The 24,425-nt window shown below is 65.5% G+C and carries 29 protein-coding genes; 13 read left to right on the top strand and 16 right to left on the bottom strand.

The features are described from left to right. Positions 1-3 precede the first annotated feature (3 nt). The 3 genes from AABA84_RS14160 to AABA84_RS14170 form a co-directional block, all read right to left on the bottom strand. The gene (locus tag AABA84_RS14160; protein WP_212244557.1) at positions 4-2,085 is read right to left on the bottom strand and encodes a methyl-accepting chemotaxis protein; all 2,082 of its coding nucleotides are present in this window, start codon (positions 2,083-2,085) and stop codon (positions 4-6) included. 98 nt (positions 2,086-2,183) lie between these two features. Then, positions 2,184-2,924 (bottom strand): 2-keto-4-pentenoate hydratase, encoded by a 741-nt coding sequence (locus tag AABA84_RS14165; RefSeq protein ID WP_338312332.1) that lies wholly within the window; start codon positions 2,922-2,924, stop codon positions 2,184-2,186. 59 nt (positions 2,925-2,983) lie between these two features. Beyond that, entirely contained in the window at positions 2,984-3,595 is a 612-nt protein-coding gene (locus AABA84_RS14170) for a TetR/AcrR family transcriptional regulator (protein ID WP_338312333.1), read from the bottom strand. 102 nt (positions 3,596-3,697) lie between these two features. Here AABA84_RS14170 and AABA84_RS14175 point away from each other — a divergent pair, with 102 nt between their 5' ends. Continuing rightward, a complete protein-coding gene (locus AABA84_RS14175; protein ID WP_338312334.1) occupies positions 3,698-4,180 on the top strand; it encodes a tautomerase family protein in 483 nt (160 codons plus the stop codon). A gap of 38 nt (positions 4,181-4,218) precedes the next feature. Then, positions 4,219-4,995: a crotonase/enoyl-CoA hydratase family protein gene (locus tag AABA84_RS14180; protein WP_338312335.1), complete on the top strand. Its 777-nt coding sequence runs from the start codon at positions 4,219-4,221 to the stop codon at positions 4,993-4,995. On the opposite strand, the gene AABA84_RS14185 is transcribed toward AABA84_RS14180, so the two are convergent. Next, a complete protein-coding gene (locus AABA84_RS14185) occupies positions 4,996-5,439 on the bottom strand; it encodes a DUF1810 domain-containing protein (protein WP_338312336.1) in 444 nt (147 codons plus the stop codon). 189 nt (positions 5,440-5,628) lie between these two features. Here AABA84_RS14185 and AABA84_RS14190 point away from each other — a divergent pair, with 189 nt between their 5' ends. From AABA84_RS14190 to AABA84_RS14200, 3 genes are all read left to right on the top strand, one after another. Beyond that, positions 5,629-6,594, top strand: a complete 966-nt coding sequence (locus AABA84_RS14190) for a DUF2778 domain-containing protein (protein ID WP_338312542.1) — start codon at positions 5,629-5,631, stop codon at positions 6,592-6,594. Between the two features lie 66 nt (positions 6,595-6,660). Next, positions 6,661-6,918, top strand: a complete 258-nt coding sequence (locus tag AABA84_RS14195; RefSeq protein WP_018322933.1) for a hypothetical protein — start codon at positions 6,661-6,663, stop codon at positions 6,916-6,918. 177 nt (positions 6,919-7,095) lie between these two features. Further along, on the top strand, positions 7,096-8,187 hold the full coding sequence (locus AABA84_RS14200; protein WP_338312337.1) for a TRAP transporter substrate-binding protein: 1,092 nt from the start codon (positions 7,096-7,098) through the stop codon (positions 8,185-8,187). Between the two features lie 18 nt (positions 8,188-8,205). Here AABA84_RS14200 and AABA84_RS14205 read toward each other — a convergent pair whose 3' ends face one another. The 6 genes from AABA84_RS14205 to AABA84_RS14230 all read right to left on the bottom strand — a co-directional run bounded on the left by AABA84_RS14205 (position 8,206) and on the right by AABA84_RS14230 (position 13,411). Next, complete coding sequence (locus tag AABA84_RS14205) at positions 8,206-8,988, bottom strand: ABC transporter ATP-binding protein (protein WP_338312338.1); 783 nt, start codon at positions 8,986-8,988, stop codon at positions 8,206-8,208. Continuing rightward, the gene (locus tag AABA84_RS14210) at positions 8,976-10,031 is read right to left on the bottom strand and encodes a dihydrodipicolinate synthase family protein (RefSeq protein WP_338306818.1); all 1,056 of its coding nucleotides are present in this window, start codon (positions 10,029-10,031) and stop codon (positions 8,976-8,978) included. Before AABA84_RS14210 ends, AABA84_RS14205 begins: the two co-directional genes overlap by 13 nt. 6 nt (positions 10,032-10,037) lie before the next feature. After that, on the bottom strand, positions 10,038-10,859 hold the full coding sequence (locus tag AABA84_RS14215; protein WP_338312339.1) for a GNAT family N-acetyltransferase: 822 nt from the start codon (positions 10,857-10,859) through the stop codon (positions 10,038-10,040). Next, a complete protein-coding gene (locus tag AABA84_RS14220; RefSeq protein ID WP_338312340.1) occupies positions 10,846-11,883 on the bottom strand; it encodes an NAD-dependent epimerase/dehydratase family protein in 1,038 nt (345 codons plus the stop codon). The genes AABA84_RS14215 and AABA84_RS14220 overlap by 14 nt, the downstream gene beginning before the upstream one ends. A gap of 26 nt (positions 11,884-11,909) precedes the next feature. After that, on the bottom strand, positions 11,910-12,680 hold the full coding sequence (locus tag AABA84_RS14225; RefSeq protein WP_212244543.1) for an ABC transporter permease: 771 nt from the start codon (positions 12,678-12,680) through the stop codon (positions 11,910-11,912). An 83-nt stretch (positions 12,681-12,763) separates the two neighbouring features. Continuing rightward, complete coding sequence (locus AABA84_RS14230) at positions 12,764-13,411, bottom strand: TetR/AcrR family transcriptional regulator (RefSeq protein ID WP_212244541.1); 648 nt, start codon at positions 13,409-13,411, stop codon at positions 12,764-12,766. A 100-nt stretch (positions 13,412-13,511) separates the two neighbouring features. On the opposite strand from AABA84_RS14230, the gene AABA84_RS14235 reads away from it, so the two are divergent. The 5 genes from AABA84_RS14235 (at position 13,512) to AABA84_RS14255 (ending at position 16,983) form a co-directional block, all read left to right on the top strand. Then, positions 13,512-14,516 (top strand): ABC transporter substrate-binding protein, encoded by a 1,005-nt coding sequence (locus tag AABA84_RS14235; RefSeq protein ID WP_338312341.1) that lies wholly within the window; start codon positions 13,512-13,514, stop codon positions 14,514-14,516. Between the two features lie 293 nt (positions 14,517-14,809). Further along, on the top strand, positions 14,810-15,508 hold the full coding sequence (gene minC / locus AABA84_RS14240) for a septum site-determining protein MinC (RefSeq protein ID WP_338312342.1): 699 nt from the start codon (positions 14,810-14,812) through the stop codon (positions 15,506-15,508). Between the two features lie 19 nt (positions 15,509-15,527). Then, positions 15,528-16,343 carry a septum site-determining protein MinD gene (gene minD, locus AABA84_RS14245; RefSeq protein WP_212244535.1) on the top strand — a complete coding sequence of 272 codons (816 nt, stop codon included), beginning with the start codon at positions 15,528-15,530 and terminating at the stop codon, positions 16,341-16,343. Further along, positions 16,340-16,621 carry a cell division topological specificity factor MinE gene (gene minE / locus AABA84_RS14250; protein WP_212085871.1) on the top strand — a complete coding sequence of 94 codons (282 nt, stop codon included), beginning with the start codon at positions 16,340-16,342 and terminating at the stop codon, positions 16,619-16,621. Before minD ends, minE begins: the two co-directional genes overlap by 4 nt. A gap of 176 nt (positions 16,622-16,797) precedes the next feature. After that, positions 16,798-16,983, top strand: a complete 186-nt coding sequence (locus AABA84_RS14255; RefSeq protein WP_028144905.1) for a hypothetical protein — start codon at positions 16,798-16,800, stop codon at positions 16,981-16,983. 19 nt (positions 16,984-17,002) lie between these two features. Here AABA84_RS14255 and AABA84_RS14260 read toward each other — a convergent pair whose 3' ends face one another. Further along, on the bottom strand, positions 17,003-17,257 hold the full coding sequence (locus tag AABA84_RS14260) for a hypothetical protein (protein WP_212244533.1): 255 nt from the start codon (positions 17,255-17,257) through the stop codon (positions 17,003-17,005). Positions 17,258-17,364: 107 nt separating this feature from the next. Beyond that, entirely contained in the window at positions 17,365-17,754 is a 390-nt protein-coding gene (locus AABA84_RS14265) for a hypothetical protein (RefSeq protein WP_212245247.1), read from the bottom strand. A 131-nt stretch (positions 17,755-17,885) separates the two neighbouring features. On the opposite strand from AABA84_RS14265, the gene AABA84_RS14270 reads away from it, so the two are divergent. Beyond that, complete coding sequence (locus AABA84_RS14270) at positions 17,886-18,671, top strand: SDR family NAD(P)-dependent oxidoreductase (protein WP_212244531.1); 786 nt, start codon at positions 17,886-17,888, stop codon at positions 18,669-18,671. Here AABA84_RS14270 and AABA84_RS14275 read toward each other — a convergent pair whose 3' ends face one another. Both AABA84_RS14275 and AABA84_RS14280 read right to left on the bottom strand, forming a co-directional pair. After that, positions 18,672-18,902 (bottom strand): DUF6894 family protein, encoded by a 231-nt coding sequence (locus AABA84_RS14275; protein ID WP_212244529.1) that lies wholly within the window; start codon positions 18,900-18,902, stop codon positions 18,672-18,674. Between the two features lie 374 nt (positions 18,903-19,276). After that, positions 19,277-20,320: a hypothetical protein gene (locus tag AABA84_RS14280; protein ID WP_338306810.1), complete on the bottom strand. Its 1,044-nt coding sequence runs from the start codon at positions 20,318-20,320 to the stop codon at positions 19,277-19,279. A gap of 372 nt (positions 20,321-20,692) precedes the next feature. On the opposite strand from AABA84_RS14280, the gene AABA84_RS14285 reads away from it, so the two are divergent. After that, positions 20,693-21,289, top strand: a complete 597-nt coding sequence (locus tag AABA84_RS14285) for a L,D-transpeptidase (RefSeq protein WP_162832231.1) — start codon at positions 20,693-20,695, stop codon at positions 21,287-21,289. Between the two features lie 71 nt (positions 21,290-21,360). Here AABA84_RS14285 and AABA84_RS14290 read toward each other — a convergent pair whose 3' ends face one another. Together AABA84_RS14290 and AABA84_RS14295 are read right to left on the bottom strand one after the other, a co-directional pair. Then, positions 21,361-21,795 (bottom strand): COG4315 family predicted lipoprotein, encoded by a 435-nt coding sequence (locus AABA84_RS14290; protein WP_338312343.1) that lies wholly within the window; start codon positions 21,793-21,795, stop codon positions 21,361-21,363. Between the two features lie 120 nt (positions 21,796-21,915). Then, positions 21,916-22,380: a MarR family winged helix-turn-helix transcriptional regulator gene (locus tag AABA84_RS14295; RefSeq protein WP_212244523.1), complete on the bottom strand. Its 465-nt coding sequence runs from the start codon at positions 22,378-22,380 to the stop codon at positions 21,916-21,918. A gap of 101 nt (positions 22,381-22,481) precedes the next feature. Here AABA84_RS14295 and AABA84_RS14300 point away from each other — a divergent pair, with 101 nt between their 5' ends. After that, positions 22,482-24,404 carry an FAD-binding monooxygenase gene (locus AABA84_RS14300; protein WP_338312344.1) on the top strand — a complete coding sequence of 641 codons (1,923 nt, stop codon included), beginning with the start codon at positions 22,482-22,484 and terminating at the stop codon, positions 24,402-24,404. The last annotated feature ends 21 nt before the right edge of the window (positions 24,405-24,425 follow it).

Here is a 24,425-nt window from a genome sequence, read left to right on the forward strand (position 1 = left end):
TGATTACGCCGCTCTGACCTCACCGAGGAAGCGGTCGAACTGGCCGGCGAGATCGCGCGACTGGGTCGAAAGCTGTTCGGCGGCGCCGAGCACTTCCCTTGCGGCCGCGCCCGTGTCGTCGGCGGCGCGCTGCACGCCTGCGATATTGGTGTTGACCTCCTGGGTGCCGCGGGCGGCCTCCTGGACGCTGCGGGCGATCTCCTTGGTCGCCGAGCCCTGTTCCTCGATCGCCGCGGCGATCGCGGTGCCGATCTGGTCGATCTCGCCGATGACGTCGGCGACGTTGCGGATCGCGGCCACGGTCTCGTCGCTCGCGCTCTGGATCGCCGTGATCTGCTCGGAGATTTCGGTGGTGGCCTTGGCAGTCTGGCCCGCCAGCGATTTCACTTCGGAGGCGACCACGGCAAAGCCGCGGCCGGCCTCGCCGGCGCGGGCGGCCTCGATGGTCGCGTTCAGCGCCAGAAGATTGGTCTGCTCGGCAATGCTCTGGATCAGCGTGACGACGTCGCCGATCTTCTGCGCGCCCTCGGCGAGGGTGCGTGCGGTGTCGCCGGTGCGGCGGGCGTTCTCGACGGCGCGGGCCGCGATCTCGGTGGATTGTGCGACCTGACGGCCGATCTCGGAGATCGAGGAGGTCAGCTCTTCGGTGGCGCTGGCGACGGTCTGCACGTTGGTCGAGGTCTGCTCCGAGGCTGTGGCGACGACCGCGGCCTGGCTGTTGGTCTGGGCCGCCGTCGAGGTCATCGACTGCGCGGTGCTTTCCATGGTCGAGGAGGCCCGGGACAGGCCGCCGACGAGCTCGGTGACCTTGGCCTCGAACGCGCGGGTGAGCTCGTCGAGCGCCTGCGCACGGCGCATCTTGCCGTCGTTCTCGGCCTGCTTCTCGGCCGCGAGCCGGTCGGCCCGGATCATGTTGTCCTTGAAGACCTGAACGGCTGCAGCCATCGCCCCGATCTCGTCGGAGCGCGCGGCGCCGGGGATGCTTTCCGCAACCTCGCCCTCGGCAAGCCGCGACATCCGGCTCGTCAGGCTGACGATCGGCGCGCAAACGCGGCGGCGAACCATCACGATCAGGCCGGCACTCGCGACGAGCACGGCGGCAAGGCCTGCAAGCGCGATGGTGAAGCTGGTGCGCGCGGCGGAGGAAGCGCCCGCGAGGATCTGCTCGGCATTGTCGTAGAGCGCGTCGCGAACTCCGATAATGGAGCCGAGGCCCTTTTGTGACGCCGCGTAATAGGTATCGACATCGTGCTCATACTTGCCGCTGACGGCACCGTCCTTGACCAGCTTGAGCTCGCGGCCGAACTCCTCGACATAGCGCGAGTTCATCGTCTCCAGCGCAGTGCTGACATTGCCGGGAGTTGCGGGATGGCCGCGCAACTCCATCAGCGACATCACGATCTGGTCGTTGCGCCCCTGCATGCGGGCGACGTCGGCCTTCTCTGCGTCAGTCGCGACCTTCTTGCCGCCGACGAGGTTCTTGTGCACGCTGGCATTGAGGCCGCCGATGTCGCGGAGCGTCATGGCGATGTTCGCGTAGTTCGCCTGCCGGTAGGCATCGCCGTTCAGAATCGCCATGCGGCGAACCTGCTCGTTAAGCAGTGCGGTGACGCCCGCGTTGAGAACGGCGTTGTCGGCGACGACCTTGCGGGCCGCGTCCTTGCGCGCCTCCGCGGGTCCTGCGATCGCCTTGTCGATGGCTTCGCGGAGCGCGGTGAATTTCGCATTGATGGCGTCGATCTCGCTCCCGATGGTGGTGCCGTCGTCGAACGAGCCGGGCAGTTCCTTGCGCAGGGCGTTCATCCTGTCGCGCGCGCCATCGGTCTGCTTGCGCAGCTTGTCCTGCTCGGCCATCTGCGCCGGATCCACCGTCGCAGGCCCGTAGAGGATGTTGGTCGAAAAGCCCCGTTCGGGATTGAGATAGCGCGGAATGTCGCTGGCGGCGCGGACGATCGCGAGCCGGCCCTGGGCCTCACCGATCCTGTCCATGGTCTGGTACTTCGTCACGGCGACGTAGACGGCGAGGCCGCCGCCCACGGTCGAGAGCGAGACGATGGCGGTGGTCAGGAGTGTACCGATTTTCATGATCTGTCCGGCAATTGGCGCGGGGGGAGAAAGATATTCTCCGGAAGTTAGGATGCCCGTGTTAATCTCGGGTTTACGCTCAGGCCGATGGCGCCCTCTCAACTGTAGGTCGCGCTTACCGATCCCAGCGGACCAAAATCGGCAATGTAGGTTTCGCCAGCCTTCGGCCGCAGCATGCCAGTCAGCGTGCCCGTGCTGATCGTCTGGCCGGTCTTGAGACCGATGCCTGTCCGCGACAGCTCGTTGGCAAGCCAGGTCAGCGGCACCAGCGGATGGTCAATCGCCTCTGCAGCGGAGCCTCGGCGCCTCTCGGCGCCATTGCAATTGAGGATGACGTCCTGATTGGCGATGTCGCGGTTGCGCCAGTCGGTGATGGGCTCGCCGAGCACGATCGTTCCCGATCCAGAGCCGTCCGCCACGATCGCCGGCATTGCTGGAAATGCCGCATCGTGAACGAAGCGGCACTCCGCTAGCTCGATGCCGGGATGCAACGAGGCGACGGCGTCGCCGACCTCACCCACCGCATAGGGCTTCGCGCGCGGCGGCAGGTCGGCGCCGAGACGTGCCTGATACTCGACTTCCGGTATCGGGCTGCATTGCCTGGCGTGCTCGACGCTGGCGGGCGAGCTCTTGATCAGAGGCGCGAACACTCGCCCATAGATCGGCGAAGAGATGCGGAGCTGGCGCTGGAGTCCGGGCTTCATGCCGGCGATTTTCCAGCCGACGACATCCCAGCCCAATTCCTCTTCCACCATCCGCGCAACGTGGTACGCCGTGTCTGCATCCGGCGGGACCAGCCGTTCTTCGAGGCCGCTTTGTTGCCGGCCCTCGCGGCGCAATTTGGCGAGATGACGGGCGAGTTCGCGCTGTCGGGAAAGGTCCACGGTGCGTCTCCAATCTATCCGTTGGTGCGGGCGAGGGCGGCGTGCAGCACCGTCTCCAGTTCCTCTTGAACCTGATCGAGCGCATCGGCACTGCGGTTGGCGCGGCACATAGCGACCGTGCCTTCGATCGCGGCGACGACGAGTGTCGCTAGCCGCTCGGCGCGCTCTGCGGCCAGCCCTTCGCGCAGCAAGGCTGCGCGCATGATTTGCCGCCACTCGGCGAACACCCCGTCGGCGAGGTCGAGCAGATGCTGCTGCGCCGCCTCATCGTCCTTGTCGGAGGCCTCCCCGACATAGCCATCGACGGCGACCGCGAGCACCGGACATCCGGCCTTGAAGCCGGTCGCCTCGAGCCGGCGGCGCCAGGACGCGACGAAGGCCCGCAGGCCGTCGATCACGCCGCGATCGCGCATGGCTTTCGCCAGAGGAGTAGCGACCTCCCTGCCGGCGAAGGTCACGGCCTCGGCGATCAACTGCCGCTTGCCGTCTGGAAAGTGGTGACTGATAGAGCCGCGCGGCGTCGCCGTATGGCGGACGACGTCGCGCATGCTGGTGGCGTTGACGCCGCGGCGGCTCATCAAATCGGCGGCGCCGGCGATCATCTTGTCGCGCGTAGTGGAGGTCATGAGAAATCCCCTGGTCGGCGTTCTGATCTAGACTATGACGCTTGACATATGCAAGCAGGGCTGAAATATGACGACTGTCATAGTTCTCTTGGAGGGCGCCGTTTGACCATCATTACCGTGACCGCGTCTGCGGGCCGGCTCAGCCTGATCCAGCGCCGCCGCCTCGCGGAAAGCCTGACCGATGCCGTGCTCGAGCCTGAGATCGGCCAGCACGTGGCGGCCGCGCGAATGGGCTTTCAGGTCCATTTCCACGACTTGGCGGCTGACTGCATGGCGATCGGCGGCCAGCTCCTGTCCGATCAGCACAGCCCGCGCGACATCATCACCGTCAGGATTGCGGTGATGAACGCGGCATGGCCGGCGGAGGTGCGCGCCGAGGTGATCCGCAACGTGCTCGCGCGGCTCGCGGAGGCCTGCGGCATGCAGACGCCGGCGCCCACCTGGTGGGTCAATTTCGAGGTCATCGACGAGGGAAGCTGGGGATCGCGGGGTGGCGTGCTCTCGATCCTTCAACTGCTCGAATCCGGCGTGTTCACGCCGGAGCGGATCAAGGCGATCCGCGGGGCGATTCAGCCGTCGGCCTGACGCCCCCGACACCGAACGACAATCATGGAGAGACACACATGAGCGAGGGACAAATCCGCACCGAGGTGCACGGCCATGCTCTCAAGATCCTCATCGACAATGCCGCGAAGAAGAACGCGTTCACGCCGGTGATGATGGAGCAATTGTCCGATGCGCTGACCGAGTTGCACAATAACGACGCCTACCGCGTCGGCGTGATCTGCGCCGAGGGCAGGGACTTCACCGCAGGTCTCGACATGCCGAAATTCTTCGGGCCCACCGCGGAGAAGCGCAACATCCGGGAAGGCAATGTCGATCCGTTTGGCCTTGCCAAGCGCTGCCGCAAGCCTGTTATCACCGCCGTGCAGGGCATCGTGTTCACCGTCGGCATCGAGCTGATGCTCGCAGGCGACATCGTGGTGACCGCCGCGGATGCGCGCTTCTGCCAGATGGAATCCAAGCGCGGCATCGCGCCGCTTGGCGGAGCGCATTTCCGCTTCCTGTCGCGCGCCGGCTGGGGCGATGCGATGTACCATCTGTTCCTGTGCGACGAATTTTCGGCCGAGCGGGCCCACGCGATCGGTCTCGTCCAGGAGGTCGTGCCGGCAGGCGAGCAGGTCGAGCGTGCGATGGCGCTTGCCGCCATCATCGCGCGCAATGCGCCGCTCGGCATCCAGGTCACCAAGGAAGCGGCGGCCAAGTACGTCGAAGGCGGCGAGGCGGCGGCGATCGCCTACATTCCGGAGATCCGTGCCCGCGTGCTCGGCAGCGCGGACGCGAAGGAAGGCATTCAGTCTTTCATCGAGCGTCGTGCCGCCGTCTTCCAGGGACGTTGATCAACGCTGAGCTTGCCGATCCAGCTTCGACAGCATCTCCAGCGTCGCGTCATCCCGCTCGCCGGCGAAATAGCGGGCGAGCGCCTCGCCGAACACGGGCTCATCAGACACCGCGCCGAACAGCGTCATCGACGAGCGGAATTTGGCATCGTCAGGTGCACCGAGGATGGCGTTGATGGTTCGCCCCTCGACGGCGAGCACGAGGCGGGTGCATTCGACCAGGCGCGGACCGAGGACGGGATGCACGAGATAGGCCTTCGCCTCCGCCCGCGAGCCGATGGCGTAGCGCTGCGACATGGCACTGAAGCCGAGGCCGGCGATCTGGGGGAAGACGAACCACATCCAGTGAGTCTGCTTCCGGCCCCGGGCCAGCTCCGCCTGAACGGCGCTAAAAACCGGGTTCTGGGCCGTTACGAAGCGCTCTAGATCGAAAGGATCGGTCATTGGATACCTTAGGATGGCTTGCTGGCCGCGATTATGCCTAACTTTTGGCTCCCAATGTGGTAGCTGGTATAGAGTCTCCGGGCGGGGGTTGGGCCCCCCGGGGGTCGATTTGGGGATCTGATGGTTTCCGACGCAGCACATGCCGAGAGGCTGTTGTCGCGCCGCCGTGTCGGGCGAGCCGAGCGCGTTTTGCTGTCTCTGGCCGCCGTCGCGCTGGCGCTTGGCGCCGCCGCCTGGGTCACGGACATCGGGAATTCGAATCTTGGCAATTCGACCCCGCTGGTCTCCGCGGCGTTGCCGCCGGCCAATGCCCCTTCTTTCGAGGACCGCTTCGCGTCGGCGTCGGGCAATCCGCCGGCCCGCGACCTCGGCCTGCGGACGCTGGAGCGTTCCGCCCTGAGTGCGGTCCAGCTCAAGCTTCGCGACGCCAAGGCGATGCTCGCTCAGAAGCTCCAGGGCGACGATTGGCGCTCGACCCTGACTGATGACGACCGGCACGTGATTGAAGAGACGAGGCCCTCGCAGCGTGCCGACGCCATCCCGATGCCGCGCTCGCGCCCGACCCAGGCGGACATCTCCGCCCAGATCGCCTCCAGCCAGGCCTATGCCGAGACCAACCCCAGGGTCGACAACCGCAACTTCTTCGAAAAATTCACCGACAAGATCAGGCTGGCCTCGCTGACGCCCGGCGACGGCCTGTTCGGCAAGGCGCCGGATCTGGCCGCCCTCGGCTACGATTCGCGGACGGCGGTCTATGACATCAAGGCCAAGGCGCTTTACCTGCCGAGCGGCGTCGCGCTGGAAGCCCATTCCGGCATGGGCGCACTGATGGACGACCCCGAGCATGTCGACCAGCGCATGGTCGGCGCGACCCCGCCCGCAACCTACGACCTGAAGCCGCGCGAAAAGCTGTTCCACGGCGTCCGCGCGCTGCGCCTGACGCCGACCGAGGGCACCAGCGCGCTCGGCCGCGTCGGCCTTCTCACCCACAATTACATGCTCGGGCCGCGCGGCGATTCCAACGGCTGCGTCTCGATCAAGGACTATGATCGCTTCCTCAAGGCGTACGACAATGGCGAGTTCAACCGCCTGGTCGTGGTGCCGAGCCTGAGCGGATCTGCGACTGCCTCGCAGCGCGCCAGCACCGACTCCTGATATTCGCCTGCTGCGGCGGGGCTGCCGTTTCCCCTTCGTTAAGCCGTCATCGTCCAGAAGCAGCCCATGAGTGATCCATCAAGTTCCGAGACCCCGCTGCGTACGACGTTCAAGATCAAGCTGAACGGTGACACGTTGGCGATCGCGACCGTCGGTCAGGCCTATCAATTCCTCACCAACTTCAAGTCGGTCGAATGGATGGAATTCCGCTCCCTGCACGAGGACGCCGTCGAGGCTCTGGAAGGCGCAGCCGGTAACGCGATGCTGGCGGTGCAGGCAACCAACGCCGTGCGCGCGCTGTTCGTCAGCGCCAAGCTGCTCTGAGGCCTTTCAGCTCACAGTCTCGTAGCCCGGAGGGAGCGCAGCGTCATCCGGGACCCATGTCCTCGCGCATCTTGTCCTCGCGCATCTTGAACTCTGCTTTGGGAACGGGCAAACGGTCCGCGAAGATCGTCGCCGCAAGCCCATATGTTTGAAATTTAGTTCAGGGAGAGACCCATCATGAAACGCCGTACATTCCTCAAGGGCGGCGCGGTTGCCGGCGCGACGACGCTGGTTGCCGCACCTGCGATCGCGCAAAGCGCGCCCGAGATCAAATGGCGCCTGACGTCGAGCTTCCCGAAGTCGCTCGACACCATCTACGGCACGGCGCAGACCTTCGCGAAATACGTCGCCGAGGCCACCGACAACAAATTCCAGATCCAGACTTTTGCCGCCGGCGAGCTCGTCCCGGGTCTGCAGGCGCTCGATGCCGTCAGCGTCGCGTCCGTCGAGATGGCGCAGACGCCGCTCTATTTCTACATCGGCAAGGAGCCGGCGCTGGCTTATGCCACCGGCGCGCCGTTCGGCATGAACCATCGCCATCAGGAATCGTGGTGGCACTTCGGTGGCGGCGCCGACCTCACCAACGAGGCGCTGAAACCGTTCAAGGCGCACGCCATCCTCTGCGGCAATTCCGGCACCCAGATGGGCGGCTGGTTCCGCAAGGAGATCAAGACCGTCGACGATCTCAAGGGCCTCAAATTCCGCATCGCCGGCATGGGCGGCCATGTGCTGGCACGGCTCGGCATCGTGCCGCAGCAGCTCGCGGGCGGCGACGTCTATTCGGCACTGGAGAAGGGCTCGATCGACGCCGCCGAATTCGTCGGCCCCTATGACGACGAGAAGCTCGGCTTTCAGAAGGTCGCCAAGTACTACTACTTCCCCGGCTGGTGGGAGGGCGGCGCGATGCTGCACATGATCGTCAATGATGAGAAATGGGCATCGCTGCCCAAGCAGTATCAGGCCATCGTCAACCAGGCCGCCTCGGCGGCCGGCGCCTGGATGCTCGAGAAATACGACAGCGTGAATCCGGCGGCGCTGAAGCGGCTGATCGCCAACGGCGCGGAGCTGAAGGCGTTCCCGCAACCGGTGCTGGAGGCCTGCTACAACGCGACCCAGGACCATCTGAACGAGCTCGCCGCCAAGAGCGACCTGTTCAAGCGGACCAAGGACAGCCACGACGCGTATATGAAGGAGCTGCTGTTCTATACGCAGATCGCGGAGAACTTCTACGACAACTATCTGCTCAGCAAGATGCGCAACAAGAGCTGATCGCGAGGGGCGCGGTGCTTACGCCGCGCCCAGACCCAGCTTCGCATAGATCCGCCTTGCATAGGCGCCGAACGCGTCGGTCGTCTTGAGCGGCAGGTCGCGCGGGAAGGGCAGGTCGATCGGGAAATAGTCGGCCATCTTCGCCGGGCCCGCCGTCAGCACGGCGCAATGCGAGGACAGGAACACCGCTTCCTGGATCGAATGCGTGACGAAGACGATGGTCTTGCCGCTCTCCCGCCAGATCCGCAGCATCTCCAGGTTCATCTGCTCGCGCGTCAGCGCGTCCAGCGCGCCGAACGGCTCGTCCATCAGGATCAGCTTTGGGTCGTGAATGAAGGCGCGCGCGATCGCGGTGCGCTGCTGCATGCCGCCGGACAGCTGCTGCGGATATTTCTGCTCAAAGCCGGCGAGCCCGACCAGGTTGAGCAGGTCGCGCGCCCGCTCGCGCGCCGCCTTCATCGGCAGGCCGACGATCTCGGCCGGCAGCAGCACGTTGTCCAGGATGGTCCGCCATTTCAGCAGCAAGGCCTGCTGGAACACCATGCCGATGTCGCGGCTCGGATCGAACGGGCTCCTGGCGTTCCCGATCTTCGCCGTGCCGCCGTCGGCGCCATGCAGGCCAGCCAGGATCTTCATCACCGTGGTCTTGCCGCAGCCGGACGGGCCGACCAGCGAGACCAGCTCACCTTCCTGCACGTCCATGGTGACGTCCGACACCGCCAGGAATTCGGCGCCGCCGCTGCGATAGACTTTTCGCACGCCTTGCAGGCTGATGAAGGGCTCGGAGCTCATGCCAGCCATTTGTTCAAGTTGGCTGCGACGAAGGCATCGTCGCTGAGGTCGGCATGCTCGCGAGTGACGCGGTCAATCTCCTCGTTCTGGCCGGGGCTGAGGCCCTCGTTCGGATCGAGGCACCACAGGCCTTGCATCAGGCCCTGGCGCCGCAGCACTTCATGGCAGCCGGCGATACAGCCGTGGAAATTGTTGGCGACGTCGAAGAAGGCGCTGTTGCAGTCGGTGACGCGGGCATCGAGCGCCAGCAGGTCGGCCGGCACGCTGTCCTTGTGCCGCGCCGCCTTGCAGCGTTCGAACTGCTTGATGGCGCTCGCGGTCCAGACCGACCAATGGCCGAGCAGGCCGCCCCTGAAATAGGTGCGCGTCGTGACCCCATTGTCGCGGAGGTCGAAGGGCAGGGTGAGATCGAGCAGGATGTGATCGTCATTGCCGGTGTAAAGCGCGACGCGGTCGAGCGCGCCTGCCGCTGCGACACCGCGCAGCACGTCGAGCGTCCGATAGCGGTTGAACGGCGCGATCTTGATCGCGATGACATTGTCGATCGAGGCGAAGCGCTGCCAGAACCGGGCGGAGAGGATGACACCGCCGACGGCCGGCTGAAGATAAAAGCCGACCAGCGGGATCTCGGCGGCAATTGCCGTGCAGTGCGCGATGATCTCATCCTCGGAGGCGCTCTTCATCGCGGCTAGGCTGAGCAGGCCGGCGTGATAGCCGATGTCGCGCGCGGTGCGCGCCTCGGCAACCGCCTGCGCGGTCGGGCCGGCAAGGCCCGCGACCATCGCCAGCGGACGCTTGGTCCAGCTTGCAGCCGTCTCGGCGGCGAGCTCGAGCACCGGACGGTAGAGGCCGACGTCGCGGATCGCGAACTGCGTCGTGTGCACGCCGACGGCAAGGCCGCCGGAGCCGGCGTCGATGTAATAGCGCGTGAGCGCACGCTGATGCGTCTTGTCGAGTTGGCGCTCCGCGGTGAGCGCGAGCGGATGCGCCGGCAGCACGGTGCCCTCGGTGATCAGGTTGCGGATGTCGCTGTTGATCTGGCTGTGATGCATGATGTCCTATCCGAATTCAGGGCCGGCGACGGCGAATGGCGTTTCCTCGCCCGTGACGGTGGCGGGGCCGAACCGCATGCGCTGGAACGGCCGTTCGATGGTCCAGCCCCCTGCGGTCAATCCTTCCAGGAACGCGTCTTGCGAGGCGACGGCGTCGAGCAGGAGCGGGTTGGTCTCGGAGCGCACGATCGCATCAACCAAAGTCAGCGCCGCCGCGGCATTGTTGGCCAACAACGGGCCGATATGGCGGGCGGTCCGGCCGTCGCGCACCAGCGCAATGGCGCCGTTCGCGCCGACGATGCGCGAGCCGGAACGCTGGGCGAAGGCGGAGAGGAGGGCGGTCCGGTCGAAACCGGTGGCCCGCAGGTCCCGCACACAAAGCGCTTTGATGGTCGCAGATGACGATGGCGGCGCTTCGGTCCGCGCAGGCTTCAACAGCTTCAGGCGACGCAATTGCAGGGTCGGCGTGAACCCCAGTGGTTCGTAGACGGCGGCGCCGTCTGGCGTGGCGTCGAGCCAGCAGGTCAGGCGGTTCTGACGCGCCGTCTCCAGGCAGGCATCGACGAGGCGGGTGGCAAAGCCACGGCGGCGATGCGTGCCTGATACCAGCACCATGCTGATCCAGGCGTTGTTGCCGGAATAGGGCAGCAGTGCTGCGGTTGCGACCAGCCGCATGCTGTCGCGAATGCCGAACACGACGCCGTCGCGCAGGAAGATGCGCCAGTCCTCGTCGGTCTGATTCCAGTGCGCTTCCGTCGACAACGCCAGCCCCGCGATCGCGTCGTCGACGCCGAGCTGGACGATGGGCGGGGCGTCAGTAACGGCCATCGCGCACCTCATATTTGGTGGGCTTGCCGAGGCTCGGCATGGCGCGCGAGACCCAATCGGCGGTCCAGGCGATCAGCTGCTCGGTGTCGACGACGGGAAGGCCGAACAGCTCGACCGCCTTTGACGTGTCGGTCAGCCACGCCGTCGGCTCTTCCTTGCCTGTCAGCACCGGCGCGCGGCCGAACCTTGCCCCGAATTTAGCAGCGAGATCGCGCACGGCCAGGATCTCGTGGCCGCTGACATTGATCGGCGAGGTCGGCGCGGTGCAGTGCGCGAGGCAGCGCAGCGCCTGCGCGGAGGCGTCGCCCTGCCAGATGAAATTGACATGGCCGAGGCTGACGTCGATCGGCGAACCGCTAAGCACCTTCGTCGCTATGTCGTGCAGCACGCCATAGCGCATGTCGATCGCGTAGTTGAGACGGAACAGCCGGCCCGGTGTGCCGTATTTGTGCGAGAAATACTCGAACATGCGCTCGCGGCCGACGCAGGACTGGGCGTACTCGCCGGGCGGATTCGGCGCCATGTCCTCGGTCGAGCCTTTGCCGTCGACGGGCACGAAGGGATAGATGCAGCCGGTCGAGAACGCCACGATGCGCGAGGACGGGAAAGCCTGCGCCACCAGCGCCGGCACATGCGCGTTCATCGCCCAGGTCAGCGACAGATCGCCCTCGGCGCCGAACTTGCGGCCGGCCATGAAGATGATGTTGGGCGCCTTCGGCAGCGCCCGGATGGCATTCTCGTCCATCAGGTCGCAATTGATCGTTTCAACGCCGCGCGCGTGCAGCCAGTCCTTCACGCCGGCGTCGCTGAAGCGGGCCACGCCGATGATCCGGCGATCGGGCGCGGCGGCCTTGGCGAGACCGGCGAGCGTCGGGCCCATCTTGCCCCCGACGCCGAGGATCATGATGTCGCCCTCGACCTCGGCGAAGTCGTCGATCAGGGCCTGCGTCGGCCGGCACAGCAGCTCGTCGAGCGCTGCGATATCAGGGATGGTCTTCGGCAGCGTCTGGCGGGTGAGCAGCATGGATTTGTCCCTTGGTTCTGCCGTTGTCAGGTTTGTCTCGCGTCGCCGACCACGAACATGCGTTCGAGGATCAGAACGAGGCCGTAGAGAGCGACCCCGAGCAGCGTCAGCAGCACGACGGCCATCACCATCGCGGGCGTGTCGAGCGATGACTGCACCTGGATCATGAGGTAGCCGAGCCCGCGCTCGGAGGCGATGAACTCGCCGACGATGGCGCCGGCGACCGCGAGGATGGCGCCGACCTTCATGCCGGAGAACACGTAAGGCAGCGATCCCGGCAGCTGGATCTTGCGGAACAGCGTCCAGCGCGAGCCGCGCAGGGATTTGACGAGATCGAGCAGGTCCGGCTCGACCTCGCGCAGGCCACGTGCGGTGGTGAGCAAGATCGGAAAGAAGCAGATGCTGAAGGCGATCAGGATGTTCGGGATGATGCCGTAGGAGAACCAGACGATGAAGAGCGGGCCGAGCGCGACCTTCGGGATCATGTTCAGCGTCACGAACAGCGGCAGCAGCACCAGGCTGAGCAGCGGCGCCCAACTGAAGATCACGGCCAGCGCGACGCCGACGAAGGCGCCGAGCGCGAAGCCGCCGAGGATCTCGATCGCCGTCACCAGCGTGTTGGCGCCCCAGGCGTAGTTCGCGGTCCCCAGCGTCTGGATCGTCGCGAGCGGCGAGGGCAGGATGAATTTCGGCACGTGAAACGCGTCGACGGCGACCTGCCAGAGCACGAGCACGGCGAGGTGCACGATCAGGATGATCGCAAAGCTGCGCGAGGCGCGTGCGCTGTCTCCTGTCACCGGTTGCTCCCTGTTGGAACGGCGAAGATGCCGCTGGTCGCAAGCCTAGCCGCCTTCCGGGAAAGTTTCAACCAGTTGGTTGATTAGGGCCGGAGCGACTGCAGCACCAGATCTGCAACATGGCGGCGGCGGGCGCGCCGCGCCGTGCGGCTCGACAGGTCCTTGCCGAAGATCGCCGACAGCGTCGGCGTGTTGGAGAAGAAGAAATAGCTGAGGCCCGCAATGGAGATATAGAGCTGGACCGGATCGACGCCCTTGCGGAACACACCCGCGCGCACCCCCTCGTTGAGAATGTGGGAGACGCTCTTCACCAGCGGGGAGTGCATCGCCTCCAGCCGCGTCGAGCCGCGGACATGGCGGGCGCCGCCGCGGTTCTCGTCGTTCAAAAGCACGATGAAATCAGGGTGTGCCGCCAGGTGGTCGAACGAAGCCTCGATCAGCTTGCGGATCGCCTTCTCCGGCGGCAGGCCCTCGAGATTGAGCTTCCGCTCCTGCTCGCGGATATCCTCATAGACCCATTCGAGCACGGCGAGGTACAGCGCGTCCTTGTCGCCGAAATAATGGTAGACGAGCTGCTTGTTGACGCCGGCGCGCATCGCGATCTCGTCGACGCGGGCGCCCGCAAAGCCGTGCCGGGCGAATTCCAGCCGCGCCGCGGTCAGCAGCTTGTTGCGGGTGGCGACGGGGTCGCGGCGCTGCGGCACGGTGTCGCCAGATCGTTTTGCGGGCATTTCCAACCAAACAGTTGACAAGTGGAGGGCGGGCTTGTTGCATTGGTATCCTCACAAGGGGAGAGCGACAAGCCGGGTCGCGGCAATGAGGAGAGATGCGATGAAGCGTTTGCAGGCGGCTGTTGTGGCCCTGATGCTCGGTTTGCCGGCGGTGCCGGCGAGCGCGGGCGAGGCGGTGAACCTGATCCTCAACTGGACGCCGACGGCCGATCACGCGCCGTATTATTATGCCAAGGCGCAAGGCTGGTACGAGAAGGCGGGCATCGACCTCACGATCGAGACCGGCAAGGGCTCGGGCGTCTCCGCCGCCAAGGTCGGCTCCGGCGGCTCGCCCTTCGGCGTCGCCGATCTCGCCACCATGCTGGTGGCCAAGAGCAAGGGCGCCGATACCGTCGCGGTGATGAGCGTCTATGCCAACACCGGGCAAACCTTCTACTGGCTGAAGAGCTACGGCGTGAACGGCGTAAAGGATTTTGCCGGCCACAAGGTCGGCAATCCGCCCGGTGATGCCTCGCGCGTGATGTGGCCGGCCTTCGCCAAGGCTGCGGGCATCGCGCCGGATTCCGTCGGCTTCGTCAATGTCGGGCCGACCGCGAAGATCGCAGCGCTGAAGAGCCACACCGTCGACATCATCAGCGACTTCTACAACGAGCACGATCTGAAGGTGATCGAGTTCGGGGCCGACCTCGGCTACGTCAACTGGAAGGACATCGGGCTCAACCCTTACGGTAATTCGCTGATCGTCAACGGCGCCTATCTGCAGAAGAATCCCAAGGTCGTCGAAGAGTTCGTGCGCGTCACGCAGAAGGCCTTTGCGGCCTGCGTTGCCGACGTCGCGCCGTGCCTGAAGGCGCTGCTCGACCAGGTCTCCGGTCTCGACCAGGCGAACCAGGAACGCCAGTGGGAGCGCATCAAGTTCCTGATGACGGACGAGTTCACGACGACGAAATCGCTCGGTTGGATCGATGGCGAGCGGATGAGGAAGGACTATGAACTGGTCCAGACCTATCTCGGCATGGAGAAGCCGTTCGACGTGACGACGGCGTTCACGACGAAGATGCTGGATCCGAGCATCAAGATGGATGCGAGCAAGGTGAAGAAGTAGGGGGAGGCACCCCCGTCATTGCAAACGCTGTGCGCCGCATTCCTCGTCTCGTGCCCCGGACGCGGCGCAGCGCCTCTTCGGCGGTGCGCTGCAGATCCGGGGCCCATTTCGCCGGGGCAACCCGTGTGGCTTGGGTCCCGGCTCGGCGCAGCAACGCTTGCGCGTTGCAGCGCGTCCGGGACACGAGAGCGCAATACCGGCTGCTCCCACGTAACCCCACGGAGAATTAACCGGCCGTTAACCATATCCGCCGCATCGTTAACCATTCAATAACTGGGAACGAGTCGGCCGATATGGAGGCTGCAGTCAAACCTCAACGCCAAATGGTGCGCCTGCGCGGGCGCTCCTATGTGGCCTTCGTGTTCACGCCGACGGTTCCGGTGCAGGATTGGCTGCACGAGATGGACGCCACCATCGCGCGCTCGCCGGGGTTCTTTGCCGGCCGGCCCGTGGTGATCGACCTGTCCTCGGTCGATCTCAGCCAGTCCGGTATCGGCCATCTGCTCACCAGCCTTCAGGACCGCAACATCCGGGTGCTCGGCATCGAGGGCGTGGAGGAGGCGAGGCTGACCCCGATGATGCCGCCGCTGCTCTCGGGCGGGCGCAGCTGCGTGGTCGAGCCGAACGCGCCGAAGAAGGCTGAGACGAAGGCCCAGGCCAAGCCGACGTCACTGCTGCTGGAGGCCCCCGTGCGCTCGGGGCAGACCGTGATCTTTCCCGAAGGCGACGTCACCATCCTCGGCTCGGTCGGCTCCGGTGCCGAAGTCGTTGCCGGCGGTTCCATCCACGTCTACGGCGCGCTGCGCGGCCGCGCCATGGCCGGCGTGAACGGTCACACGAGCGCGCGCATCTATTGCCAGAAGATCGAAGCCGAACTGCTTGCAATCGATGGGTTTTATCAGACCGCCGACGATATCGACGCCGCTCTTCGCGGCCGCCCGGCCCAGGCCTGGCTGCAGGGCAACACCATGCGAATTACCGCGCTGAACTGACCAGAAGGAGATTTCAGAAATGGCAAAGGTACTGGTCGTGACATCAGGCAAGGGGGGCGTCGGCAAGACCACGACGACCGCCGCCCTTGGGGCTGCGCTGGCGCAACGCGGCGACAAGGTCGTCGTCGTCGATTTCGACGTCGGCCTGCGTAACCTCGACCTCGTGATGGGCGCCGAACGCCGCGTCGTATTCGACCTCATCAACGTGGTGCAGGGCGTTGCCAAACTGCCGCAGGCACTGATCAAGGACAAGCGGCTGGAGAACCTCTGGCTGCTGCCGGCCTCGCAGACCCGCGACAAGGACGCGCTGACGGAAGAGGGCGTCGGCAAGGTCATCGACGATCTGCGCGCCCGCTTCGACTGGGTCATCTGCGACAGCCCGGCCGGTATCGAGCGCGGTGCCTCCATGGCGATGCGCTTTGCCGACGAGGCCGTGATCGTGACCAACCCGGAAGTCTCCTCGGTGCGCGATTCCGACCGCATCATCGGCATGCTCGATTCCAAGACCGTGCGGGCCGAGAAGGGCGAGCGCGTCGAGAAGCACATCCTCATCACCCGCTACGACCCCTCGCGCGCCGCGCGCGGCGAGATGCTGACCATCGAGGACATCCTCGAGATCCTCGCAACACCCTTGCTCGGCATCATCCCCGAGAGCCAGGACGTGCTGCGCGCCTCCAATGTCGGCACGCCGGTCACGCTGTCGAACGTGGATGGCGCACCGGCGCGGGCCTATATCGACGCGGCGCGCCGACTGTGCGGCGACACCGTGCCGATGCAGGTTCCGACCGAGCGCAAGGGTTTTATGGATCGTCTGCTGCGACGGAGGGCTGCATGAGCATGGGTCTGCTTCGGCTTCTCCGCGGCAACAAGGCCTCTGCACCCGTCGCTCGCGAACGGCTGCAGATCCTGCTTGCCCATGAACGCGGAATGCGTGGCCAGCCCGATCTGCTCGGCGTGCTGCGCGAGGAGATTCTCGCCGTCGTGTCCAAGCACGTCACGCTGGACCCGACCAAGGTCATCGTCCGGCTCGAGCGCGGCGACGACGTATCGACCCTGGAGGTCGATATCGAGGTGCCCAACGACTTCGAGCGCAAGAAAGCGGCGGTCGCGTAGGGACGCGGCCGGCGACTCCCAGCTTTGGGGTGGGTGAGAAGGCGGTCCGCTGGGCATAGCGGGCCGCCTTTGTTTTGGGACCTTAGGGACGGTGCGGAACGAGGTCCCGCCCTCGATCGTTGTGAACGACCGCGGGAGCGATGCGGCCTGCGGTCTGGTCAGACGGGAGAGCGCCCATGATGTCCGAGGTCCAGGTCCACACCGTCGCGCGGCAGATGCTCGAGCGGCACGGTTTTGCTGCGATCGCGAAGGCCGCCGAGCAGGCCCAGGCCTGCGACGGCCGCGGCGAGGCCGACGAGGCCAAGGAGTGGCGTCACATCGCCGACGCCATGAAGATCATCCGCGGACCGCACCAGAGCTGATCGCCGGACCGGAAACGCTTCAGCGTTCCTCGCGATCCGGCCCCCGTGCCGGGGATCGATGCTGCGTCTGCGGCTGGCCGCGCTCACCCGCCTCCTTGCAGGGGAGCTGTTCCCACGATCCGTCCGGCGCCTGCTGATAGGCGCTGCACGAGGACGATGAGGTGGTCGATTTGTCCTCGCCCTTTTGGGCGTCGGAGTTCTTTGCCTGTGCCGGGGCGGCCAGCGCTGCGCTCGCCGCGAGCACGCCGGCGACAATGAGATGCGTCATCCGCATGGGGCTTCTCCTGTGCGAAGGAGCCCGATGCTGGCGAGGAATGTGACGATTATTGGCCGAAACGCAGGTTCCGTCGCGGTGTCCTTAACGCCGCGACAGCCGGCTTGCTAGCCGCCCTTGGCGCGGATCAGGCCGGCGAGGTTGGTCTTCTGGGCCTCGCACCAGTTGGGCATGCCGAGGCGGCGCTGGTTGAGATCGGTCGCCTGGGTCGCCACCGCGACCTCGGCCATCAAATCGTCGTCCTGCTTCTCGCCCATCTTGCCGCCGGTGTGCATCCAGGCAATCGCCTTGCGCACCTTCTCGGTGGTGCCCTCGGGCAGCTTCATCTGTTCCGCCTTCTGCACGAGATCCTGATAGACGACATCCGTGCCCGGGCATTCGACCTTGGCGGCGAAAGCCTGCAGGACCAGGGTCACATAGGTCGAGCGTGGATGGTCTTCGGCCCGGGCCGGAGCGGCGATCAGCAACAGACCAACCATCAGGAAACCGTAGCGCATCACTTGGTAGCTCCTCCATTTTTTTGGGAGGCTAGCGTCCGGCGGGCTGCTCCGCAATGGTGCCGGGGCCAATTTGTCGCGCCACGCTGCGGTGCGCTATCGTGCCCCCCATTCCGGCCTTGGAGAGCGATATGAGCCTGTTCAGCACGCCGTTCGATCCCGCCCGCGACACGGCGCTCGTCACCGGCGCCGGCAACGGCATCGGCCGCGCCATCGCGCAGGCCCTGGTCGGCGAGGGCGTCCGGACCGTGTTCGCCGACATCAGCGCGGAGCGGGTGAGTGCCGCGATCGGCGCGAGCAAGAGGCCCGAACTGGCGGTGCCCTGGGTCGGCGATCTCGCCGAATTGGATGCGTGCGACGAACTGCTTGCTGCCGCGGACGCCGCGTTGGGCGGGATCACCCATTTCGTCCACAGCGCTTCGCCGCCGCGGCGGGAGGCCGATCATGCGCTCGCGGTCGAACGCAGGATCTGGCAGCAGATGCATGCCGTCAATCTCGATGCCGGCTTTCACCTGGCGCGCGAGCTCGCAAAGCGGCTGATCGCGGCGAAGCGGCCGGGCTCGTTCCTGTTCCTCACCTCGCTGCATGCGGGCACGCCGCGTAACCTGCCACACTATTCGACGGCGAAGGCGGGGATGGCGATGCTGGTGAAGGAGCTGGCCAAGTCGTTCGGCCGCCACGACATCCGCGTCAATGCGCTGGTGCCCGGCGCGATCGCAGCCGGCGGGTTCGTCGCGGATCCCGCGCTGGCGCGGCACATTCCGCTCGGGCGTCTCGGCGAGGCCAATGACCTTGCGCCGATGGCGCTCACCGTATTGTCGAACAAGCTCTCCGCTTACGTCACTGGCGCAGCCTTCGTCGTCGACGGCGGACTGTCGCTGACGAACTGGTTCGAGCCGCCGGTGCTGGAAGCGTAGTTAGCGTTGCCAGGCCGGCACGGGATCGAGCGGCGTGCGGTAAAGCTCGTTGTCGTCGCGATCGGTGACGCGCACCGCGCAACCCTTCTGCTGCAGCTCGGGCTTCACCTGCGACAGCTCGGTGGCGAGCTGGTCGGCGCGATCGGAGGCAACCTCGATGTCTTCGAGGATGATTCCGCCCTGGTTCCTGAACTCTCCACCAACCACAAGATCGAAAGAGTAGTACGGCATCCGAATTCCCCGGTGTGACGAGATGAGCTTCAGTGGAAGTCTCAACACATGTCGGATGGTACCACTGAGTCGATATCTACCGATGAACGGACCGCGCAATCTCTGTGCTTATGGCGCAGAAATGATGTGCAACATGTGAACGCATTAACATTTAATTAAACATGTTGGCGTGATCTTAAGGCATGGAATTGCAGCAGAACCGGGCTCCGGGAACCGGCAGCTGCAAGAGAAGGCCGCCGGCATAGATCCCGACGGCCTTTTCTCTTGAGCGAGAAAAATCGCTTACCGTAATTGTCCGGACTCAACGCATCACATCGACTCGGACAGCCTACGCGACATTGTCGCAGCGCGCCGTACTGCTACGCGGTCTCAGTCTAGCGTAACGGCATCGGCGGGCGCACGACCGGCCCATCGTCATCGGCGACGGCTTGGGTCGTTGTAACAGGTGCGGCTGGCGGCGGCGGCACGGCCGCAGCCTGCGAAGGCGGCGGAGCCGCGAGCGGCGCGGGCGAATAGGCCGGCATGTAGGTGTGCGACACGACCGGTTTCGGTTTGCGAACCGGCGGCGGTGACGGAGCTCGCGGTTGGATCGCAGCAGCGCGTGCGCGCGGATCAACAGGCTTGATCTCAGCGACAGGCTTCGGCGCGGGCGGTTTTGCCATCTCGCGCGCCATCTGCTCCTGTCCGGCCTTCAACTCGGCGATGTTGGCCTTGAGCGCTTCGATCTGCTGCGCCATCGCGGCGAGGTCGCGCGTCATCGATTGCACCGACTGCGCGGTATCGGGCTGCGTCGCTACGGGCGCAGCGGCCGCGACCTGGACTGCGGGCGGTGGCGCAGATTGATCGGCCGTTTGATCGGTTGCCGCTTGCGGTGCGGGCGGGGCGGCCTGCGCCACGGGCGGTGCGGCCTGCGCGGCAGCGACCGGCGCGGTCTGTGATGTCGACGGCAGCAGCGACTTCAATGCCGGCGTCCATTCGGCGAACATCTGTTTGGCGGTGTCGCCGTGTTTCTCCCAGGCGATGGTGGCGGCCGCACTGCCGCCTGCAAACAGAAACGTGACGAAAGCGCCGCGCAGCCACTTGCCCGCGGCGGATCGCTTCCGCGGGCCGGGACCATCGCTCGCTGCGAGGCGGACGGCCGTGTCGACAGAGGGCGGGGGCGCCGCCTGCGGCTCCGAGACAGGACTGAACTTGGGCTCCAGAGAGATTTTGCGATCGAGCAAGGCTTTGGGCTCCGGCGCGAATTTCGGCTCCGGACGCGTCGTGATGTCAGGCGCCAGGGCGGGCGCGACACTGATGGGGCGCGAGGCCAGCACAATGTCGGGCGAAATCTGAATCGCGTCGTGCGGATCGTTGTCCTTGACCGTGTCCTTCACGATCTCATCGACGATTTGCTTGGGGTTCAGCGTCGCGAGCATCGCAGCTCCTTTGAAGGCCGGGCGTTTGAAGCCCGGGCGCTTGAAATACCGGTCGTCCGCATTGGCGCGAGCCGATCTATTGAAGTGAGCCCATGCCAACCGGATGAGCCTCGCACGATGTCGCACGAGTCCAGCCGGGTTTGACCAAAGCAAGGCGAGGGGATGGAGATGATGCGACGGTCTTCCGCCGTTTGTGGTGATGGAACCGTCCGCGTCGAACACGCGCACGTGTTCCACGTTGCCTTGTTTTCAGCACGATTTGGGCAGCATCTGGGGATGCTGGGGGCGCTGCTATCCGCTATCGGGGGGCCGGCGGTGCCAAGATCTCTAATCGCTTTGTTCGTCGTTGCCTTGCTGCCGCTGGGCGGTTGCATGCAGGCAACGCTTTCGCCGTCGACCGACGCGAGCATGACGCCGCGCGACCGGCAGCTGCTCGCCCATACGCCTTACGCGCAAGCGAACGTGCCCGAGCAATATCTCCGTCACGTCGTCGACTACCAGCGCAAGGAGCAGCCGGGCACCATCCTCGTCGATACCGACGCGCGCTACCTCTATTACGTGCTGCCTGAGGGCAAGGCGATCCGCTACGGCGTTGCGGTCGGCGAGGAAGCCATGGCGTTCTCCGGTGTCGCGCGGGTCGGCCGCCTGGCGGAATGGCCGGACTGGGTTCCGACAGCCGATATCCAGGCGCGGCTCGGACCGTATCCGGCGCGCGTTCCCGGCGGTCCCGCCAATCCGCTGGGTGCGCGGGGCATCTATCTCTATTCCGGCAACAAGGACACGCTCTACCGCATCCACGGCACCAACCAGCCGGAGTATATCGGGCAGGCCATCTCGTCCGGCTGCATCCGGATGCGCAACGAGGACGTGATCGATCTCTACGACCGGGTGAAGCTCAATTCGATGGTGGTCGTGCTGCCGCCCGGACAGAACGCGCAGGCCGAGACCGGCGCGCGCTGGCGCGGGTGAGTACGCGCGGCGCCTCCGATCCCGACGAGATGATCATCGCGCACACGCCAGCACGCTGATGGCGGCTTTGCCTACTCTCCGGGCCGGGCAACGCGCCATTGCAGCGTCGTCGCATTGCCGTTGACGTCGCCGGGCGTCTTGTCGGCGGCCGAGGTGTAGAGCGGGCGGTAGCGGTACGCCCACATCCTGCTGCCGTCGTTGCGGCTGATCACGGTGAAGTCGCCGATGGCCTTGGCGTCGGCCGTTGCGGGCAACGGCATCCAGCTCTCGGTGCACTTGCCGTTGCAGTTCGAGGTCTTTCCGGTGGTGTCGTGCTCGTAATAATAGAGCGTCATGCCCTTGAGATCGACGAGCTTGGGACCCTGCTTGGTGATGACCACCTTCGCCGGCGCGGTCGTCGCCTCGGGCTTGGGCGGAGGAGGGGCATCGCCGCCGCCATGACCGTTTGCGAGCGCATGGCCAGTCGAAAGCGCGATGGCCGCTGCCGCAACGAGGAACCTGAACATCCTGATCTCCAGACCGGCAAAGTTAATCGCGCGTTAAGCGCAGAATGTTGCCGACCGTAGCAGCCGAAGGTTAGTTCCTGGTTTCGCAGGCCTGCGACAATTACGTGCAAAAAGACCGGATCATGCCTGGAGATCGCGGAGCGGCGCGCGGCTCAGATCGTTGCCGGCGGCAATCGCCTTGCGCAGCAGCCGCATCAGATCCTCACCCTCTTTCGCGCTGAGGCCGCGCAGCATGATGCGCTGGGCCGATTCCACGGCCGGCGTGATCTTGCGCAGTGTGCGCCGGCCCTCGTCGGTGATCTCGAGCTCGCGGGCGCGGCGATCGCGGCTCGAGGCGCGGCGCTCGGCCAGGCCCTTCTGCACGAGGCGGTCGATCACGCCGGTGATGGTGGTGCGGTCATAGGCGATCAGCCCTGCGAGCGTCACCTGGTCGAGCCCCGGATTGGCCTTGATGGTCGCAAGCGCGGCGTATTGCACCGGCGTGAGATCGAAGCCGGCATCCTCGACCTCGGCCAGGAACACCGCGACGGCGATCTGCTGGAACCGGCGCGCCAGATGCCCGGGCATGTCGTTGTTGTCTTTCACCGAATTCTCCTCGGAGGCAGGGCGGTGCACCATCGTTGACAAGTATACTGATAGTCAGCATACTGAGCAATATCAAAACAGAGGGTTGACGGGAGAGGCTCATGCAATTCCATCTGAATGGATTTCAGCCGGGCGACCCTGACATCGCCGACCCCGCCGAGCGCGTTCAAGCCCCAGGCGCGGCGGGCGCCGTGCCTGACGCGGTCGATGTCCTCATCGTCGGCTGCGGCCCTGCGGGCCTCACGCTCGCCGCCCAGCTTGCGCAATTCCCCGATATCAAGACCTGCATCGTCGAGCAGAAGCCGGATCGCTTGCTGGTCGGGCAGGCCGACGGCATCGCCTGCCGCACCATGGAAATGTTCCACGCCTACGGCTTCAGCGAGCGCGTGCTGAAGGAGGCCTATTGGGTCAACGAGACGACGTTCTGGAGGCCGGACGAGCGGCTGCCCGAGACCATCGTCCGCAGCGGCCGGGTGCAAGACGTCGAGGACGGCCTGTCCGAATTCCCGCATGTCATCCTCAACCAGGCGCGCATCCATGACGGCTTTCTCGACGTGATGCGGAAATCGCCGGCCAAGCTCGCCCCTCATTACAGCCGCCGCCTGCTCGACCTCGAGGTCGATCCGGCCGCAGGTCCCGCCGACCATGCCGTGACCGTGCGCCTCGAACGCGCCGATGCAGGAAGCGAGGGCAAGGTCGAGACGATCAAGGCGCGCTATGTGGTCGGCTGCGACGGTGCGCGCAGCGTGGTGCGCAAGTCGATCGGGCGCGAGCTGCACGGCGATTCCGCCAACCACGCCTGGGGCGTGATGGACGTCCTGGCGGTGACCGATTTCCCGGACATCCGCTTCAAGACCCTGATCCAGTCGGCGAAGGACGGCAGCCTGCTGATCATCCCGCGCGAAGGCGGCTACATGGTCCGTCTCTATGTCGAGCTGGCCAAGCTCGATGTCGGCGAGCGCGTCGCCAGCCGCAACATCACCGCCGATGACGTGATCGCCAAAGCGCAGCGGATCCTGAAGCCGCATGCGCTCGAGGTGAAGGAGATCGCCTGGTGGTCGGTCTACGAGATCGGCCAGCGTCTCACCGACAAGTTCGACGACGTGCCGGAGGCCGAGATCGCATCGCGCCTGCCACGCATCTTCATCGCCGGCGATGCCTGCCATACCCACAGCCCCAAGGCGGGGCAGGGCATGAACGTCTCGATGCAGGACGCCTTCAATCTCGGCTGGAAGCTTGCCGCCGTCCTCCGGACGCAGTGCGCGCCGAGCTTGCTGCATTCCTATTCGGCGGAGCGCCAGGCGGTGGCGAAAGAGCTGATCGATTTCGATCGCGAGTGGGCAGGGATTCTGGCTTCGTCAGCAGAGGCGGGCGGCGCCGACGCCGCCAGGACACAGGACTATTTCGTCAGGCATGGCCGCTACACCGCGGGCACGGCGACGCATTACACGCCATCGATCCTCACCGGTGCAGCCTCGCATCAGCACCTCGCGCAAGGCCTCGTCATCGGCAAGCGCTTCCATTCCGCGCCGGTGATCCGGCTGGCCGATGCCAAGCCGGTCCATCTCGGTCACGCCGCGCAGGCTGATGGCCGCTTCCGGATCTACGCGTTTTCGCCTGCCGAAGATCCTGCGGCCGCGGGCTCCGCCATTCGCACGCTGTGCAACTTTTTGACTGAAGCCAGGGAGTCTCCGGTGAGACGATATACCCCTGTTGGCGCCGACATCGACAACGTGATCGATCTGCGGGCGGTCTTTCAGCAAAATCACCGCGAGCTCGCCGTCGAGGCGATGCCGTCGCTGCTGCTCCCGCGCAAGGGGCGCTATGGCTTGCGCGACTACGAGAAGATGTTCTGTCCGGACCTCAAGAGCGGCCAGGACGTTTTCACGATGCGTGGCATAGATCGGAAGGCGGGCTGCATGGTCGTAGTGCGGCCGGACCAGTATGTCGCGAACGTGTTGCCGCTCTCTGATTTTGCCGGGCTTGCGTCGTACTTCGACGCGTTCATGTTGCAGGCCAACTGATTGCAGGCCAACTGACGGTCG

Source organism: Bradyrhizobium sp. TM239 (genome assembly GCF_036247985.1).
In the GTDB taxonomy this organism is placed as follows: domain Bacteria; phylum Pseudomonadota; class Alphaproteobacteria; order Rhizobiales; family Xanthobacteraceae; genus Bradyrhizobium; species Bradyrhizobium ottawaense.

Coding starts and splice junctions, on each gene's coding strand:
- AABA84_RS14160 (WP_212244557.1), bottom strand. CDS start 2,085: ATGAAAATCGGTACACTCCTGACCACCGCCATCGTCTCGCTCTCGACC.
- AABA84_RS14170 (WP_338312333.1), bottom strand. CDS start 3,595: ATGACCTCCACTACGCGCGACAAGATGATCGCCGGCGCCGCCGATTTG.
- AABA84_RS14180 (WP_338312335.1), top strand. CDS start 4,219: ATGAGCGAGGGACAAATCCGCACCGAGGTGCACGGCCATGCTCTCAAG.
- AABA84_RS14185 (WP_338312336.1), bottom strand. CDS start 5,439: ATGACCGATCCTTTCGATCTAGAGCGCTTCGTAACGGCCCAGAACCCG.
- AABA84_RS14195 (WP_018322933.1), top strand. CDS start 6,661: ATGAGTGATCCATCAAGTTCCGAGACCCCGCTGCGTACGACGTTCAAG.
- AABA84_RS14200 (WP_338312337.1), top strand. CDS start 7,096: ATGAAACGCCGTACATTCCTCAAGGGCGGCGCGGTTGCCGGCGCGACG.
- AABA84_RS14205 (WP_338312338.1), bottom strand. CDS start 8,988: ATGGCTGGCATGAGCTCCGAGCCCTTCATCAGCCTGCAAGGCGTGCGA.
- AABA84_RS14210 (WP_338306818.1), bottom strand. CDS start 10,031: ATGCATCACAGCCAGATCAACAGCGACATCCGCAACCTGATCACCGAG.
- AABA84_RS14215 (WP_338312339.1), bottom strand. CDS start 10,859: ATGGCCGTTACTGACGCCCCGCCCATCGTCCAGCTCGGCGTCGACGAC.
- AABA84_RS14220 (WP_338312340.1), bottom strand. CDS start 11,883: ATGCTGCTCACCCGCCAGACGCTGCCGAAGACCATCCCTGATATCGCA.
- AABA84_RS14230 (WP_212244541.1), bottom strand. CDS start 13,411: ATGCCCGCAAAACGATCTGGCGACACCGTGCCGCAGCGCCGCGACCCC.
- AABA84_RS14235 (WP_338312341.1), top strand. CDS start 13,512: ATGAAGCGTTTGCAGGCGGCTGTTGTGGCCCTGATGCTCGGTTTGCCG.
- minC (WP_338312342.1), top strand. CDS start 14,810: ATGGAGGCTGCAGTCAAACCTCAACGCCAAATGGTGCGCCTGCGCGGG.
- minD (WP_212244535.1), top strand. CDS start 15,528: ATGGCAAAGGTACTGGTCGTGACATCAGGCAAGGGGGGCGTCGGCAAG.
- minE (WP_212085871.1), top strand. CDS start 16,340: ATGAGCATGGGTCTGCTTCGGCTTCTCCGCGGCAACAAGGCCTCTGCA.
- AABA84_RS14255 (WP_028144905.1), top strand. CDS start 16,798: ATGATGTCCGAGGTCCAGGTCCACACCGTCGCGCGGCAGATGCTCGAG.
- AABA84_RS14260 (WP_212244533.1), bottom strand. CDS start 17,257: ATGCGGATGACGCATCTCATTGTCGCCGGCGTGCTCGCGGCGAGCGCA.
- AABA84_RS14265 (WP_212245247.1), bottom strand. CDS start 17,754: ATGCGCTACGGTTTCCTGATGGTTGGTCTGTTGCTGATCGCCGCTCCG.
- AABA84_RS14270 (WP_212244531.1), top strand. CDS start 17,886: ATGAGCCTGTTCAGCACGCCGTTCGATCCCGCCCGCGACACGGCGCTC.
- AABA84_RS14275 (WP_212244529.1), bottom strand. CDS start 18,902: ATGCCGTACTACTCTTTCGATCTTGTGGTTGGTGGAGAGTTCAGGAAC.
- AABA84_RS14280 (WP_338306810.1), bottom strand. CDS start 20,320: ATGCTCGCGACGCTGAACCCCAAGCAAATCGTCGATGAGATCGTGAAG.
- AABA84_RS14285 (WP_162832231.1), top strand. CDS start 20,693: ATGCAGGCAACGCTTTCGCCGTCGACCGACGCGAGCATGACGCCGCGC.
- AABA84_RS14290 (WP_338312343.1), bottom strand. CDS start 21,795: ATGTTCAGGTTCCTCGTTGCGGCAGCGGCCATCGCGCTTTCGACTGGC.
- AABA84_RS14300 (WP_338312344.1), top strand. CDS start 22,482: ATGCAATTCCATCTGAATGGATTTCAGCCGGGCGACCCTGACATCGCC.